Genomic DNA, 17,464 nt, shown 5'->3' with positions numbered 1-17,464 from the left:
TTGTCTTTTTTCTGCATCAGAAGGTGATTGTAAAGCTTTACTTATTATAATAGAATATTCCTTATATATAAGCCATTTTGGTATTAGGCAGAGAATTGAAATCACACGACAGGAATGAATGAAATGAAAACCATTACAATTACTGATGTCGCCAATCACGCGAAAGTATCAAAAAGTACAGTTTCCCAATACCTGAACAAACGCTATGAATATATGAGTGAAAAAACAAGGAAAAAAATTGAAGAAACAATAGAAGAGTTAAACTATCAGCCTAATATAATAGCGCGCAGTTTAAAGCAAAAATCCACTTTTACCGTTGGGGTAGTGGTTGCCAATATCCTTCACACGTTTTCAACGCAAGTTATTAGAGCTATAGAAAACTACTTTTATGAACAAGGGTTCCACATTATCGTATGCAATGCAGATGACAATCCTGAAAAGGAAAAGAATTATATTGAAATGCTAAGGGCTAAACAAGTGGATGGGATCATCATTTTCCCCACAGGGGACAATCTTGATTTATATCAACGTATGAAGAGTGATCAATTCCCGATTGTTTTCATGGATAGGACGATCGAAGAATTGAATATTGCTACAGTCATGCTCGATAATCACCTTGCTTCCAAGTTAGCGGTCGATCGGTTTATTGAAAAGGGTTTTGAAAACATTGCAATCATAACCACTTCAATAATACGCGATATCAGTCCTCGAATCGAACGGATCCAAGGTTACAAGGATTCACTCGAGTCACATGGGATACCATTCAATTCAGAATACATTAAAACTGTGAATGCAGATGAAATTCCGGTTGCACTTTCAGAATTTTTCGAATTGGAAAAGCCGCCTCAAGCCATATTGGCAGGTAATGATATCGTACTTAATGAAGTATTGCGTTATATGAAACAGCACGAAATCAATATACCTGATGACATAGCAGTCATAGGAATCGATGATGTTCCGTATGCCAGTTTCTATACACCGACCATCACAACGGTTAATCAGCCAGCCATTGAAATGGCCAACTTGGCAGCAGAGTTACTGCTTAGTCAAATCAATAAAACAGGAAAAGAGGATACAAGCATCCATCGCTTGAAACCGACTTTGCTTTCAAGGAATTCTTGCTAGAACCGGATGTAAGAATTCCTGTGAAAAAGAAAGCGCTTTTTTTACGGGGCTTCTAAACCGATTTAGTTATGGGTCATATAGGCTTTACTCTTGGTTATTAAATGGAAACGTTTCCAAAAATGCTGCTGCATTTGTAGAAACGTATAGGGGGGTACTTTATGTTTTCAAATGGTAGAGGAATGGTTATCGTTTTCTTGTTCTTGGCAGGGGTAATAAATTATCTGGACCGATCTGCACTGTCCATTGCAGCTCCGTTCATCCAAGATGATTTATCCTTAACAGCAACACAGATGGGAATTATCTTTAGTAGCTTTTCAGTTGGTTATGCCGTATTTAACTTCCTTGGAGGCATGGCGTCCGATAAATGGGGTGCAAAGCTTACGCTTTTCGTGGCGATGATCGTTTGGTCTTTATTCAGTGGTGCACTTGTGCTGGCTGTCGGTTTTGCCAGTATGATAGTCATCCGCATCTTGTTCGGGATGGGCGAAGGCCCTCTTTCGGCAACCATCAATAAAATGGTCAATAACTGGTTCCCGGCAAATCAACGGGCATCTGTCGTTGGTTTGACGAATAGCGGGACGCCGCTTGGTGGCGCCATCGCAGGTCCGATAGTTGGATTCATTGCCATCTCATATGGATGGAGAGTTTCTTTCATTGCCATAATGGTGATTGGTCTTATATGGGCGGTTTGCTGGTGGAAGTTCGTTAAAGAAAAACCACAAGAGTCAAAAGAGCAGAAACATACAGGAAAATCTTATGTAGCGGCAACATCGGAAGAAAAGGTGAAATTCACCTTTTATTTAAAACAAAAAACGGTTTTATTTACAGCTCTAGCCTTTTTTTCCTACAACTATATTCTCTTCTTTTTCTTAACTTGGTTCCCAAGCTATTTGGTGGATGCACGCGGCCTAAGTGTGGAAAATATGAGTATCATTACAGTGATTCCTTGGATATTTGGATTCATCGGACTTGCTTTGGGTGGATTTGTATCGGATTTCTTCTTTAAAAAATTCGCTCAAAAAGGTGTTTTATTCTCACGTAAACTCGTGCTTGTAACATGTTTGTTCTTATCGGCAGTATGTATCGGTTTTGCCGGGCTTGTATCGACGACGCTCAGTGCGGTAACGCTTGTCGCACTTTCCGTCTTCTTCCTATATTTGACTGGTGCCATTTACTGGGCAATCGTCAACGATGTCGTAGACCCTGGTAATGTTGGATCTGTTGGAGGTTTTATGCATTTCTTGGCAAATACAGCAGGAATCATCGGACCGACGTTAACAGGATACATTGTCGATACCTCAGGCACATACACAGTTGCATTCTTGCTTGCTGGTGGATTGGCCATCGTTGCATCGCTTGCAGTCATCCGTTTTGTACGACCGATAGTAAAGCCTGCGTAATAGATTGTTAGAATGGAAGTGTCTCCCAAAGGGAAGACACTTCCATTTTTCATGTGTATTAGGCACGCCTAGCGAATCCGATTTTCTTTTCGAAATGTAGCTGGTGTCTTTTCATTGTATTTCTTAAAGGTACGATAAAATTGGGGCATGCTTTCAAAACCACACATTTCAGCAATATTGGTAATGGTGTGATTCGTTTCCAGCAAAAGTTCCTTTGCCTTGATGATTCTTTTCGTGTTTAGATACACGATTAAGCCAATTCCAGTCGTTTCCTTAAAAACTCTGCTGAAATGAGCGGGACTGACCAAAGCTTTTTGTGCAAGTGCCGTCAGTGTTAATGGTTCATCAATATGTTCATTAATATAGATTAAAATATCTTTGATCCATTCTGAACTATAGCTGCCCTGGGATAAATCTTCTTTGCCATTTATCCGGGTGCGGTATAAATCAAGTATGATCTGGTGAACGATCAGCAAACAAGCATGTCTCGAGCCTATTGATTGGCTAGTTGTTTCTTGCAGGATGAGCTGTAGCTGTTCCTCCATCTTTACTTGTTTCTTCTGCGGCAATGATATTTTATAATTCTTACTCTTTTTTGTCAGATCAAACAAGTGCAAATATGAAAAAGAATCATCAACCACATCTTTATATATTAATGTGGGACTGAAAAAAATAATGGTGGAGGTGACAGGGTCTTCCTTATTCGGTAATGCCCTATGAATGGTATTATTCGGGATCAGGAATACATCCCCTTGCTGCATATCATAAAACACATCACCGATAAAAAAGGTCCCTTTACCGTTATAAACATAAACAATTTCATAATGGTCATGCATATGATCGGACAATTCATTCTGGGGACTTTTCGTATCTTGATAGACAAAAGAGAATGGGAAGAGTAAATCATGGTTAAATGCATTATGAATTTTTTTCATTTGTTCATCTCCTGAAAGTATAATACAACAAGAATGAGTATATTTATAGCAAAATACGCAATTTATATTTCATAAATTGATGTTAAAATTAAAATAGATTTAAAAATTAAAAAATTCAAGGAAAAATGAAAGGGCTTTCGGAATGGAGTGACGTTTGGTTCTGAACGTCTTATTCATGATAAGGAGGGACAAAATGAATAAATTTGTTCAATTGCATTCAAATGATGATGTTGTTATTTCCTTGGAGTGGATTCATAAAGGACAGAGTCTCCAGATTCAAACAGAAGACAGGGGAATGATCCATATCAAGGCAAATGACGACATTCCTAAAGGGCATAAGATGTTAGTGAAACCGGTTAAACGAGCTGAGGACGTAATCAAATTTGGCTACTCGATCGGAAAAGCTAAAGAAGATATCGCCATTGGCGATTGGGTTCACACCCATAATCTAGCATCCGGTTTGCATGGTATATTGGATTATTCCTATCAACCTAGCATTCAAGATACAAAAGAGCTAAGTAAAAATCATACCTTCCAAGGATATATCCGTGAAAATGGGGAAGTGGGCATCCGGAATGAAATCTGGATCATCAATACGGTAGGTTGCATCAATAAAACATGTGAACTTCTAGCTAAAATGGGCAATGAGCAGTTTGAAAATCGTCAAATCGATGGGGTTCATCACTTTTCCCATCCCTACGGTTGTTCTCAATTGGGAGATGATTTGACCCATACGCAGAAACTATTGGCAGCCTTGGCTCAACACCCAAATGCAGCAGGGGTTTTAGTTGTGGGATTAGGGTGTGAGAACAATCAAATCGAATCATTTAAAGAAGTCATAGGTGACTTTCCTCCTAATCGGATTAAATTTTTAAAAGCCCAGGAGGTTCAAGATGAATTGGAGAGCGGCTTACGTTTAATGGGGGAATTAGTGGAATATGCGGAAGGGTTCGTACGCCAGGACGTACCGGTTTCAAAGTTGAAAATAGGCTTAAAGTGCGGGGGTTCCGATGGTTTTTCAGGCATTACCGCTAATCCATTGGTTGGTGCGGTTTCCGACTTAATAGTAGAAAATGGCGGGACCACGATATTGACAGAGGTTCCTGAGATGTTTGGAGCGGAAACGATATTGATGAACAGGGCAGGGGATGAAGAAACCTTTAAGAAAATCGTTGGCCTTATTAATGATTTCAAACAGTATTTCATTCGCCATGATCAGGAAATTTATGAAAACCCTTCACCTGGAAACAAGGAGGGCGGCATAAGTACACTGGAGGAAAAATCACTTGGATGCACGCAAAAAGGTGGCCATGCCACTGTAGTGGATGTAAGCCCGTATGGACAACGAGTAGTGAAGCATGGTTTGAATTTAATCAATTCTCCTGGAAATGACCTGATTTCGGTAACGGCTTTGGCAGCAGCCGGCGCACATATCGTTCTATTCACTACGGGAAGAGGAACGCCATTTGGGGGACCGGTGCCAACTGTAAAAATAGCTACGAATTCGGATTTAGCCGATCGTAAGAAGCACTGGATTGATTATAATGCCGGGCGGTTGATAGAAGGTCAAAAGATCGATGAATTAAAGGACGATTTATTCCACTACATTCTTGAGCTTTCATCCGGTAAAAAGAAAACGAATAATGAAAAATTCGGATATAGGGAGATAAGCATCTTTAAAGAAGGAGTCATTCTCTAATACATACACAATATCTATCAAGTTATTAAAAAGGAGTGTTAATCAGTGAAAAGTATCGTTTGTGAACAACCTTTTGAATTTAAGATGATACAGTCGGAAAAACCCGTACCAAACTTAGGGGAAGCTTTGATTCGTGTGCGGCGCATAGGTATATGCGGTACAGATATTCATGCCTATGGAGGCAATCAGCCCTTTTTTAGCTATCCTCGAATACTTGGCCATGAATTATCCGGTTATATTGAGTCCATACCGGAAAATGAATCAGGGCTTAATGTCGGGGATCAAGTATCGATCATCCCCTATATGGAATGTGGAGAATGCCTGGCTTGCAGAAGTGGAAAAACGAACTGCTGTACGGATATGAAAGTGTTGGGTGTACATGCTGAAGGCGGCATGAGTGAGTGGATTACGGTTCCATATAATCATTTGGTGAAAACCGAGGGTCTCACACTTGACCAATCCGCAATGATAGAGCCTTTAAGTATAGGGGCTCACGCAGTTAGGCGCGCTGCTATTCATAAAGGGGAATTTGTACTTGTAATTGGTGCTGGACCCATTGGCTTGGGAGTCATGGCATTCGCTAAAGAACAAGGTGCGAAGGTGATCGCAATGGATGTAAATGATGAACGCCTTGCATTTGCCGGCAAATGGGCAAATGCCGATTATACTTTGAACGTTTTGGAGAATCCAATGGAGAAATTAGCCCAATTGACGAATGGAGATATGCCAAGCGTGGTATTTGATGCGACAGGTAATGCAAAATCAATGATGGATTCATTTAAATATCCTGCTCACGGCGGAAGATTGATTTATGTAGGTTTAGTTAAAGCAGATATTTCCTTTAATGATCCAGAATTCCACAGTAAAGAGCTTACATTAATGGGAAGCCGCAATGCAACAAGGGATGACTTTGATTATGTCGTGAATACGCTGAAAAATGATTTGTTGGATATGAGCCAGTATATTACACACCGCACACATTTGGATGAAATGATCAATCAGTTTGAAGGTTGGTTAACTCCTGAAGCTAAAGTGATCAAGGCAATTGTCGAAATATGATCATTAGGTATGCTGTCGTAAAGGCAACCACATAAAACGCAATCCGAATTGGATATTTCTATTAGAAAGGAGTTCCTTGATCATGAACATTAATAAAAGTCAACTGCAACGTCTGAGTAAAGATACAAAAGCTGTCCAATATTCACATATGATGGATTTTCCCATAAAAGTATTGCAGATTGGGGAGGGGAATTTTCTTCGAGGCTTCTTTGATTGGATGATTCATGAATGTAATAAACAAGGTCATTTCATGGGAAGTATTGCAGTTACCCAGCCCCGCCCCGCCGGAAAAGGGAAAATAGAGGAAGTAAAGCGGCAAGATGGACTGTATACGTTAATGTTACGTGGTTTTCACCAATGCGAAAAAGTGGAACATACAGAGATCATTTCCGTTTTTTCAAAGGTGATTGATCCATATGAAGAATGGATGGAATTTTTAGCACTATCAGAAAATCCTGAATTGGAATTTGTAGTTTCCAACACGACTGAAGCAGGGCTCAAATACCAGCCGTTTCCTTTGGAAGAAGGAAAGCCGATTGAATCTTATCCAGGAAAGCTGACTGCTTTTTTGTATCATCGTTATCTGTATTTCAACGGAGATGCAAAAAAAGGACTGATCATGCTTCCATGTGAGCTTTTAGAGAGAAATGGTGATTCATTGAAGCAATATGTTCTTAAGCATAGCAGGGATTGGGATTTACCAAAGCCATTCATGGAGTGGGTGGACCGGGACAACCTATTCCTAAACTCGCTTGTAGACCGTATCGTTACAGGATTCCCAGCCAATGAGTCGGACAACCTATTTGCGGCATGGGGATATAAGGATACCCTGCTAAATACGGCAGAACCCTACCATTTATGGGTTATTGAAGGTGACCCTTGTATTGATCAACGTCTTCCTTTACAACAATCCGGCTTAAATGTGCATTGGGTAAAAGATTTGACACCTTATCAAATGAGGAAGGTAAGGATACTTAATGGTTCACATACCTTGTTGGCTCCTTTAGGCATTTTATCTGGATTGGAAGAAGTAAAACAGGCAATCGATCATCCGGAATTCAACCAATTTCTGAGCAATGCCATCGAAAAGGAAATAATTCCTTCATTACCTTTTGATCAAAATGAGATGAAGCAATATGGGGAAAGTGTTCTTGAGCGATTTAAGAATCCTTTTGTACATCACCTCCTGGCCGATATTTCGCTGAACAGTATTTCGAAGTTCAAGGCTCGTCTCCTGCCTACCTTGGAGGAATATCATAAGGCGAAAGGAAGGCTGCCCGACTGTATCGTAAGAGGTTTTTCGGGCCTGATCCGATTTTATAGAGTTAACGAAACCAAGGGGAGTTATATTGGTAAAAGCTTTGCGGGTAAAGTCTATGTCGTTAAAGATGATATAAAGGCAATTGAATTTTTCAGGGAACAATGGCTTCGTTATGAGAGGGAAGAACTCCCGCTTAGACAATTGGTAGAGGCAACCTTAAGTAATCAATATCTATGGGGGAAGGATTTGAGCGATATCCCGAACCTTGGAAACGAATTATGCCAATATCTAGAAGGGATGATTGACTGAAATTATCCGTTGAAAGGATTTGGACAAGGTTAAGTTCATGAATATCATTCCTATCTATTATTTTTTTCTTTATTTTATTTGTATTTTTGGTATACTGAATTAGTGATATTTTTTCTTGGTAGTTTCCTAATGGAAAGATATTAAAAGAATTACATATTCTTTATTCCCGTGAAGGGGAGTAGCGTCAGGGATAACCTGAAATAAAGTCGTCATTACGTGGGAATCCCACCGGCTTTATTGGCCTAATTCATTTAGTGCTTAGCGAGACCTTTGCCATTTATGGCAGAGGTCTCTTTATTTTTGTGAAAAGGAGGAAATTATGTTGGATTTTTTAACAGGTGAATTCATTTCAGGACTTTTAGCGATCATTATGATAGATTTGGTTCTAGCCGGTGATAATGCGATCCTTATTGGATTGGCTGCAAGAAAGCTTCCAAAAGAACAGCAAAAAAAGGTGATAATATGGGGAGCGGTCGGGGCAATAGTGATAAGGATCATCGCAACGCTGCTGGTTGTTTGGCTCTTAGAGGTGCCAGGACTGCATTTAATAGGGGGATTACTTCTTGTATGGATTGCTTATAAGCTCCTTATCGATGAAGAAGAACATGATGTGAAGCCTGCAGACTCGATGTGGGCTGCCATAAAAACTATCATTATTGCAGATGCATTGATGGGATTGGACAATGTCCTAGCTGTGGCAGGTGCTTCTCATGGTAACTTCACTTTAGTGGTAATCGGTTTACTTGTATCAATTCCAGTAGTGATGTATGGAAGCACTTTGATCCTTAAACTGATCGAACGCTTCCCATTCATCATAATAATTGGTGCGGGAATACTAGGCTGGACAGCTGCTAAAATGATCGTAGCTGAACCTTTCATGCACGACTACTTTGCAAATCCCTTCATTAAATATGGATTTGAAGCAATAGTGGTGATTGGAATCCTGGTTGCCGGGATTTCAAGACAGAAAAATATCGAAAAAGAAAAAGCAAACAGAGAAAAATTGCAAATCGAACGTAATGGATAATCGATACAAAGAGACCTTTCGAAATGAAAGGTCTCTTCTTTTTGTCTGCGCCATATAAGTATAAAACAAGAAAAAGGATGTACCAAAGTCAGCACTTTGGTACATCCTTTTGCGAATTAGGAAACGATAACATGCATTTCAATCACGATATCTGAGCCAAATGATCATATGGTGCATTCATTCTTTTATTTAGTTTAAGTTAATCCATACACTTTTGACTTCCGTATAATTATCCAAAGCATAACTGCCCATTTCCCGACCGATTCCACTTTGTTTATAACCGCCAAATGGGGAAGCCGCGTCAAATGCGTTATAGCAGTTTACCCAAACTGTACCCGCTTTTAATTCATTAGCCACATAATGGGCTTTTTTTACATCCTGTGTCCATAAACCTGCAGCCAATCCATATTCTGAGTTATTTGCACGGTTTATCACATCATCCAAATCGTCAAAAGGCATCGCAGCTACAACAGGACCGAAGATTTCTTCTTTAGCGATTGTCATTTCATCTTCAACGCCTGCAAATATTGTAGGCGTTACAAAATAACCCTCTCCTTGTCCGTAATTGCCCCCGGTAACCACTTCAGCTCCTTCAGATTTTCCTTTTTCAATATAACCGCCGACTCTTTCCATTTGTTCACTGGATACCAAAGGCCCAATCTGGGTAGATGGATCAAGACCGGCCCCTTGTTTAATGTTCTTTGCATGGGACACTAAGTCAGCTACCACGTTATCATAGGATTTCTTTTGAATGTACAGGCGGGAACCGGCACAGCAGACTTGTCCTTGATTAAACATGATGCCCATTAAAGCTCCAGGAATGGCTTTACTCATATCTGCATCCGGTAAAATGATATTAGGTGATTTTCCGCCTAATTCCAACGAGATTTTTTTCACGGTTCCCGAAGCTTGGCGCATGATCATTTTCCCTACTGAGGTTGAACCGGTAAAGGCAATTTTATCGACATCAGGATGGTCTACAAGCGGTGACCCAGCTGTTTCACCAAATCCAGGTATGACATTGAGAACGCCAGGAGGAAAACCTGCTTCAAGCGCCAATTGACCTAAATATAATGCTGAAAGCGGCGTTTGCTCCGCTGGTTTTAATACGATCGTACATCCGGTTGCCAGGGCTGCGCCTAATTTCCATGCGGCCATAAGTAAAGGGAAATTCCAAGGGATGATCTGCCCTACCACCCCGACTGCTTCATGACGGGTATAATTGAAGTAATTCCCAGCAACAGGTATTGTTTGTCCCACTATCTTAGTGGTCCATCCAGCATAATAACGGAAGTGATCGATTGCAAGTGGGACATCGGCATTGGTGGTTTCGCCAATCGGCTTGCCATTATCCAGGGTATCCAATTGTGCTAACGCTTCTTTATGTTCCTCCATGAGGTCCGCTAATTTATAAATGAGGCGACTGCGTTCCGATGCACTCATTTTTTTCCATGGACCGTTGTCGAAAGCCTTACGAGCTGCTTTGACTGCTTTATCTACATCTTCCGGACCTGCTTCACTCACAACCGCTAAAACCTTGCCGTTTGAAGGATCGAGGGTCTCAAAGGTTTTTCCTGAAGCAGCTTCCACCAATTCCCCATTAATCAAAAGCTTTTTAGTTCCCTTCAAGAATTCTTGCACTCTTGGATTAAGCTTAATAGTTTGTTCCATGTATAATACCCCTTTTCATTTGGATTTTAAGTTCGATATTTGTTCGGACAATGGCGTTCCTCTAAGTAAAAGGACCAGGCATAATCTTATGTTTTTGATACCTTTCTCTTTGGCTGACTTGCAGCAAGTCAGATTATCAAACTGGATTACTTGAATTCTTTCCCCCCTTATCATAAGGAATCAATTTCTCGACATGTAATTATGCAAGACTTATGCCATCACAAAAAACCAATGATACCAGCTAAAGAAGATGCTGGAGGGACATGGGAAGGTAGCAAACTGTTCCATATTGGAACAGGAAGTTGTACCAATATGGAACAAAAAAAGTTTAGTAGTTGGCATAATGCGTTTTCATTTTGGTGGATATCTGAATTTTCTGCTATAATTAAACTGAATGAACGAACCCTGAATGCTCTGAAACTTTTGATTACATAGAGTTTTGAAATTGAATAAAAAACAGTGGCCGATTTACTGGATTATACATACGGGGAGGATTATTCAATGTCTGTTAATATAAGCGCGGATAAAGGAACCGTACCGGCATTTATTCAAGAATCATGGCAGCGGTGCATTTCGAAGGGACTTCAGCCAAGCATGATGGATAAGGAAGATATTCTTGGTGCATTAGAGTTGGCCGAATACCACGATCGATATGCGGAACTCCTGTACCATTCTTCTCCCATTTTAGAAGAAGTTTATCGCTCGATTAATGGTTTGGAGTCCATTTTATTACTTGCTGCTCCTGAAGGATATATCATCGAAACAGTTGGGGATCCAGCTTTCATTCGACATGCAGATAATGTTTCCCTGAGAAAAGGGGCCAATTGGCTAGAGGAATCAAAAGGAACAAATGCAATAGGAACAGCCATAGTAGAGAAAAACCCTGTACTAATTCATGGCAGTCAACACTTTCATCAGGATAACCATTTCCTTACTTGTGCCGCATCGCCCATTTATCACCCTGAGGGGCATCTGCTTGGTGTTCTGAATTTAAGCAGTCATCAACAGAATTATCATCCTTTTTCCATTAGTTTAGTTCAGAGGGTGGCTGATAGCATCAAACAAGCACTCTTATTGTCACATACACAAAAAAGGGAGAAAAACCTTTATTTTATATATGATTCATACCCTGATCCGTTAATTACCCTTGATAAAGAGGGAAAAGTTACAGATATCAATATAGCGGCGTCACATGTTATCGGCACAATGGAAAAACCAGTATCGAATATAATATCAGGAACAAACCCACTTGTTTTAGAACAGAAGGTTTCAATTAAAGACCAGGAATTCCTGGTTCAAATCCTTGGCAAAAATATAGAACATCAATCCAACGTGATCGTAAGGTTAAAAAAACAAAAATTGTTTGATGGTTTAAAAACTAATCGTTATCAATTTACCGATATAATAAGTAATGATCCGCAAATGAATCAAACCATATCCATTGCTAAAAGAGCTGCAGCGCTTGATATCAGCCTGCTAATCACTGGGGAGAGCGGAACGGGAAAAGAGCTGTTCGCTCAATCCATTCATGGGGTTAGCTTAAGAAGTGATAAGCCATTCATCGCCATCAATTGCAGCGCAATTCCCGAAAACTTATTGGAAAGTGAGTTATTTGGATATGAAAAGGGTGCCTTTACTGGCGCAAAAAGCGGCGGGCATAAGGGGAAATTCGAAGCTGCAGATGGCGGAACCCTGTTTTTGGATGAAATCGGGGACATGCCGCTTAAAGCTCAAGCGACTTTGCTCCGCGTGCTTCAGGAACGATGTGTGACGCGTGTCGGAGGACATGCTTCCATTCCAATCGATGTAAGGGTCATTGCCGCCACCAACAAAGACTTACAAAAAGAAATTGAAGCTGGAGAATTCCGAGCAGATCTATTTTTCCGACTTTGTGGATTATCTTTAAAACTTCCAAATCTAAGGAGTCGTAAAGATTTATTGCTGTTAGCAAAATATATTTTAGCGGATTTACCTTATAAGAGCGAACATGCAGAACTAACTGACGAAGCTAAAACATTCATTTTGGAATATTCGTGGCCAGGTAATTTCCGTGAATTGCAAAATGTGCTGGGACAGGCTGCATTCCTAGCTGATAATGGCCCGATTACAAGGGAATTGCTTGCGGCACTTTGTCCTGTTTCTTCCATGACACATGAGGAAGGGGCAAATGCCGATCGAGAACCAAGAAACTTTCAAGAACAAGAAACCCTACTTATCAGGAATGCATTGGAACGAACAAATGGGAATATCAGTAACGCAGCGAAACAGCTCGACATCGGCCGTAATACGCTATATAGAAAAATGAAAAAATATGGAATCAACCCTCAAAAGTAAGAGACTCTCAGTATATAAAAAAATATGAAGAATCTTTTTATGACAATTTCAGATTCCCGACCTGATATGGTCGGTTCTTTGTTATCGCAAGTAACTATATGCGGACCAGCATACCTGTTCCCTTATAAGCTACATTTCACCTTGAAAAACAATAAATAATGAAGTGCAGGATATCAAAATCTCATATAGAATGATGTTATTGATGTAGTAACTAAATTCCGCAAGGGGATGTGTGATCAATAGTATGGAGTTGTCATCTGAACATAAGAAGTATAAACATGTATTGATTCAATATTTGGAAGAAAATGAATCTGTGTTTTTAAATGAATGGAACGAGACTATTAAGATCAATGAAATAGACCCCTACAAAGAAAGAATTAAGGAAAATGGTTATGGGATGTACTCACTGGTCATCCAAACGTTCAAGGAGGTATTGTCTGATGATGTGCTGATAAAATTGGCTTACCGGGTTGCAAAAGAACGTCTTGAAGCAAATATCAACATTGGGGATTTTCTATATAATATCAATTTAGGGAGAAATATCATAATCAGAAATGTTTTTGGCGCCAATATCCCAATTAAATATATGCAGAGATTCATTAATGACATTAACCTGCACTTTGATACGTTCAGCTACCATGCAGTAACTAGATATACGAATCTTACAAATGAAGTGATTGAGGAAAAAAAGTCTTATATTAGTGAAAACCACAAAGATAAATTAGCGGTACTGGGTCAAATATCATCAAGCTTTGTACATGAGTTCCGTAACCCTCTTACAGCAATCATGGGGTTCAATAAATTACTGAAGAGGGAGAATCCCGACTTGAAATATTTGGATATCATTGATTATGAGTTAAATCAGCTGAATTTCAGGATAACCCAATTCCTCCATACCTCTAAATCTGATTTTAATGAGGAACAAAGAGAGGAAATTTCCGTACTAAAGTTAATTGAAGAAATTCAAGAATTGACTTATGCAAATATTGTGGATGCCAGCGTTAATGTGGAAATAGATATTTATCCAAACTTCGTCATGACAGCGAGCAAGGATGGGTTAAAACAAGTGTTTTTGAATCTTTTTATAAATTCCATTGATGCCTTAAAGGATAAGGAACATCCTAGAATTTTGAGGATAAACTCTTTAATTGAGGCGAATGAAAGAATAATTCGAATTTCAAATAATGGACCGGCCATTGCCAGTGAATTGATCGAATCTATTTTTGAGCCCTTTGTTACAACGAAAGAGTTAGGAACGGGAATTGGATTATACGTGTGTAAAAAGATCATTGAAAGTAATGATGGATATATGAATTGTGTCTCCAATGAAAATTTAACCACATTCAGCATCCATTTCCCTGAAGTTCAGAATTGAATCATAAGTGTTTCAACCATATCATAGGATAATTTTCACAGCATTATATACATATCGAATTTTTTCGAAGCTTGTAAACATAGTATTTTAATTATTAGCAGGAGGGCATTCCGGTTCTGCCGGTATTTTACATAAAATCATTCTCAGTGAAAATAAATCTATTTGGAAGATGCCAAGAAATCACAATTAGGATTTTAGCATCTTCTTTTTTATCCCGGTTATTTTTCAGTATATATGTGTCGAAATGAAAACAAGTAAATTGTCATTTTTTGATTCGATTATGAATCAAAAAGGGTCGATAATTAATGTATGAATCGAAAATTGAATTTATAATTCAATATTGAATCGTTTTAAATACATAAAAGCGTTAAACCCTAATAAAATAACTATCCTTTTTTTGGCATGGATATTGCTTTTATTTATATATGTACAAAATTTTAGTGAGAGAGGGTGCTTTTATTAAAAAAGAAGTGTAAGGAAAGAGAGGATAGAGCTGGGTAACTATATTTTTACATAAAAGGACTTCACTCAACAAAAAGCAAAAAGTGCAAAATCAGCAAGGTTCTTTTTACTTTCCGTTGAGGTGCTGATGTTAGTAAAGAAGGAGTATAAATAGAAAAGCGGTTACGGTTAATAGAGTATATGCTGTGCAATATACATATTTCGATAGTGAATTTGGCCTCATTACATTGTTATTGAATGAAAGATTTCTACTAAGGTACCCATGAGCAAAGGTTTACTGCTTACAAAACGGTAATTAGACAGTTTTAAAGGATGGTGACAATAGTGGCACTTCAAACAAATGAATTGAAACATGGTCTCAAGACCAGGCATGTCACAATGATTTCCATTGGCGGGGTAATTGGGGCAGGACTATTTATCGGAAGCGGAACAATAATAGATTCAGCTGGGCCTGGTGCTATTTTATCGTATATAATTGCAGGATTGATGATCGTGCTTATAATGCGTATGCTGGGTGAAATGGCAGTGGTAAATCCTGATAGCGGATCCTTTTCAACATATGCGCATCAAGCATTTGGTCCCTGGGCCGGATACACGATCGGCTGGTTATACTGGTTCAACTGGGTTATCATCATTGCTATAGAAACTACGTTATTGGGTACTATGATTCATGATTGGTTTCCTGGTATACCCATGTGGGCTGCTAGTCTATCCTTCCCTATATTAATGACGATTACGAATATCTATTCAGTTAAAGCTTATGGGGAATTTGAATACTGGTTAGCTTTCATGAAAGTGGCTGCCATTGTAATATTCCTCTTCCTGGGTGCCGCCATGATTTTCGGATTAGTTCCGGGTTTTGATTCACCAGGCCTTTCAAACATTACTGGAGATGGAGGATTTTTACCAAAAGGTTTTCTGCCTGTCCTTCTTAGTGTGATATTCATTACTTTCTCTTTATCGGGAAGTGAGGTAGCTGCCATTGCTGCAGGAGAGTCTGAAAACCCTGAAAAAAATATTATTAGAGCCATAAACAGTGTTGTATGGCGTCTCCTTCTTTTCTTTGTTGGTTCAGTGACCGTGTTGGTTCTCGTAATCCCCCAAGGTGCTGAAGATTTACTGAAAACCCCCTATGCCAGCGTATTTGACATGGCAGGCCTGCCGGCAGCGGGGCAAATCATGAATATCGTAATCTTCACTTCATTGCTTTCTGTTTTGAATTCAGGCCTATATACAAGCTCTCGTATGTTATATTCTTTATCAAAAAAAGGTGATGCACCGAAAATCCTTTCCCGAGTGAATAAGCGGGGAATCCCGATTTGGGCGTTAATGGCAAGTGTTTTCTTTGCTTATGTGTTCACGACATTTAAATTTGTTTCTCCTGATAAATTGTTTGCTTTTCTCGCAAACAGCTCTGGAGGAGTCACTATGATCATGTATATCTTTATCGCATTTTCTCATCTATATTTACGGAAAAAGACGGAAAAAGAAAACCCAGGGACACTCAAAGTGAAAATGTGGCTATTCCCTTATTTAACCTACGTGACCATTGCCGTATTATTTATAATATTCGTTGCTCAAGCGTTTATTGATTCCATGAGATTGCAATTTTTTCTTACAACCCTTCTCACGATTCTAGTAATTGGGTCATACTTTCTGTTTTATCATAAGAAAAAGGTAATTGCTCCTGAACAAGATGCAAAACTAAAAAAAATTCACGTTAAGGAAGGGTAAAGTAGTTTTTCCAATTACAGAAATAAAAGATTGACTATTCAAATAAAAAGGCTGCTCTTAGTGGGCAGCTTTTTTCTGGTTCCAAAAATGATCGCATTCATTTCATGGAAAGGATTTAAGCGTATTCGGATTTCTGGCTGCAATCAACCCATGACGATACTCATTCATTTGCAACTTTGAAATCCTTTGCTAGAATATAATCTATAGAAAAGATTAGGAGTGGTTACTGTGGCTGAAACTCCAGCTGAAGATTTGATTCATTATATCGCACCAAAAGGAGAATATATCCCTTTTTTAGATGATACGGACTATATCGCTAAAGGACTGGAATGGAAATTATTCACTGCCCGTTCGGTAAAAAGAGAACTAGTATATAAAAGCGGAAGTTTTCAAGCAAAAGTCAAATTGGCAGGTTATGAACAATATGGCAACGGACTTGACACTGTAGTCGTTCAATTTGAAAATGGTAAGCTTAGTTGCATTAACCCTTCCTATTTAAAGGAAATGCAAAGCTCCAGTTTCGGAAAAGAATTGTTGAGTGGACCTGTTTCGGAAACCGCCGCAGTTCCAAGTGAAACTGAGCAGGTGATGGAAGCGCCAATTACGGAAAACGCCGATCAACTAAGTGAAGAACCAAAAAAGGCAAAGGCCAAAACTAAAAAAACGACAGTAAAACCTAAGTTGGACTTACCTGGGGAAAAAGTGCATTTCACCGCGACCGTCAAGGAGTTCACGGCGAAAATGAACCATTTCACTGGTGAAGAAGATGAAGTCATACTATTGGAGAATGTCAAAGTGACAACGGAACCTGAATTGACCATCGGCGATGCTTGGTGTGGATATAGCAAGACATTGAAAAAAGCTGAGCTCGAAGAAGGGGACGAAATCGAATTTGATGGAAAAGTGGTCGACAAAAAATATAATAAAGAAATACGCTATAAAGTAAATAATCCATCTAAGTTAGTGAAAAAGGAAGGATAAACGCTTGAAGTTCTTGGATGATATGGAGTAAGCCGCCGCTTACTCCTTTTTTGTTTCATTAATCAGTCTTCTAAAGAAATGGATGCGTTCAT

Annotated in this window: 12 protein-coding genes; 10 read left to right on the top strand and 2 right to left on the bottom strand. The window is 39.2% G+C overall.

From position 1 onward, the window contains the following. The first annotated feature begins 123 nt into the window (after positions 1-123). Entirely contained in the window at positions 124-1,125 is a 1,002-nt protein-coding gene (locus OSJ91_RS15085; RefSeq protein ID WP_485889958.1) for a LacI family DNA-binding transcriptional regulator, read from the top strand. Positions 1,126-1,283: 158 nt separating this feature from the next. After that, on the top strand, positions 1,284-2,525 hold the full coding sequence (locus OSJ91_RS15080; RefSeq protein ID WP_485889957.1) for an MFS transporter: 1,242 nt from the start codon (positions 1,284-1,286) through the stop codon (positions 2,523-2,525). A 68-nt stretch (positions 2,526-2,593) separates the two neighbouring features. On the opposite strand, the gene OSJ91_RS15075 is transcribed toward OSJ91_RS15080, so the two are convergent. Continuing rightward, the gene (locus OSJ91_RS15075) at positions 2,594-3,460 is read right to left on the bottom strand and encodes a helix-turn-helix domain-containing protein (RefSeq protein ID WP_485889956.1); all 867 of its coding nucleotides are present in this window, start codon (positions 3,458-3,460) and stop codon (positions 2,594-2,596) included. A 193-nt stretch (positions 3,461-3,653) separates the two neighbouring features. Here OSJ91_RS15075 and OSJ91_RS15070 point away from each other — a divergent pair, with 193 nt between their 5' ends. The 4 genes from OSJ91_RS15070 to OSJ91_RS15055 all read left to right on the top strand — a co-directional run bounded on the left by OSJ91_RS15070 (position 3,654) and on the right by OSJ91_RS15055 (position 8,815). After that, positions 3,654-5,159 carry a UxaA family hydrolase gene (locus OSJ91_RS15070; protein WP_485889955.1) on the top strand — a complete coding sequence of 502 codons (1,506 nt, stop codon included), beginning with the start codon at positions 3,654-3,656 and terminating at the stop codon, positions 5,157-5,159. A 45-nt stretch (positions 5,160-5,204) separates the two neighbouring features. Next, positions 5,205-6,218 (top strand): zinc-binding alcohol dehydrogenase family protein, encoded by a 1,014-nt coding sequence (locus tag OSJ91_RS15065; RefSeq protein ID WP_485889954.1) that lies wholly within the window; start codon positions 5,205-5,207, stop codon positions 6,216-6,218. Positions 6,219-6,300: 82 nt separating this feature from the next. After that, positions 6,301-7,788, top strand: coding sequence for a tagaturonate reductase (locus OSJ91_RS15060; protein WP_350298967.1), 1,488 nt, complete (start codon positions 6,301-6,303; stop codon positions 7,786-7,788). A gap of 322 nt (positions 7,789-8,110) precedes the next feature. After that, positions 8,111-8,815 carry a TerC family protein gene (locus tag OSJ91_RS15055; RefSeq protein ID WP_350302880.1) on the top strand — a complete coding sequence of 235 codons (705 nt, stop codon included), beginning with the start codon at positions 8,111-8,113 and terminating at the stop codon, positions 8,813-8,815. Between the two features lie 189 nt (positions 8,816-9,004). Here OSJ91_RS15055 and OSJ91_RS15050 read toward each other — a convergent pair whose 3' ends face one another. Continuing rightward, on the bottom strand, positions 9,005-10,486 hold the full coding sequence (locus OSJ91_RS15050; protein WP_241590872.1) for an aldehyde dehydrogenase family protein: 1,482 nt from the start codon (positions 10,484-10,486) through the stop codon (positions 9,005-9,007). A gap of 501 nt (positions 10,487-10,987) precedes the next feature. On the opposite strand from OSJ91_RS15050, the gene OSJ91_RS15045 reads away from it, so the two are divergent. The 4 genes from OSJ91_RS15045 (at position 10,988) to OSJ91_RS15030 (ending at position 17,372) form a co-directional block, all read left to right on the top strand. After that, the gene (locus tag OSJ91_RS15045; protein ID WP_485889953.1) at positions 10,988-12,820 is read left to right on the top strand and encodes a sigma-54-dependent Fis family transcriptional regulator; all 1,833 of its coding nucleotides are present in this window, start codon (positions 10,988-10,990) and stop codon (positions 12,818-12,820) included. 232 nt (positions 12,821-13,052) lie between these two features. Next, positions 13,053-14,195 carry a histidine kinase N-terminal domain-containing protein gene (locus OSJ91_RS15040; protein ID WP_350298965.1) on the top strand — a complete coding sequence of 381 codons (1,143 nt, stop codon included), beginning with the start codon at positions 13,053-13,055 and terminating at the stop codon, positions 14,193-14,195. 777 nt (positions 14,196-14,972) lie between these two features. Then, the gene (locus OSJ91_RS15035; RefSeq protein WP_485891905.1) at positions 14,973-16,391 is read left to right on the top strand and encodes an amino acid permease; all 1,419 of its coding nucleotides are present in this window, start codon (positions 14,973-14,975) and stop codon (positions 16,389-16,391) included. A gap of 228 nt (positions 16,392-16,619) precedes the next feature. After that, positions 16,620-17,372, top strand: a complete 753-nt coding sequence (locus OSJ91_RS15030) for a hypothetical protein (protein WP_350298964.1) — start codon at positions 16,620-16,622, stop codon at positions 17,370-17,372. Positions 17,373-17,464 lie beyond the last annotated feature (92 nt).

The sequence above is a fragment of the Bacillus sp. T-10(2022) genome, from assembly GCF_056502895.1.
This window is presented reverse-complemented; position numbering and strand designations above follow the sequence as displayed.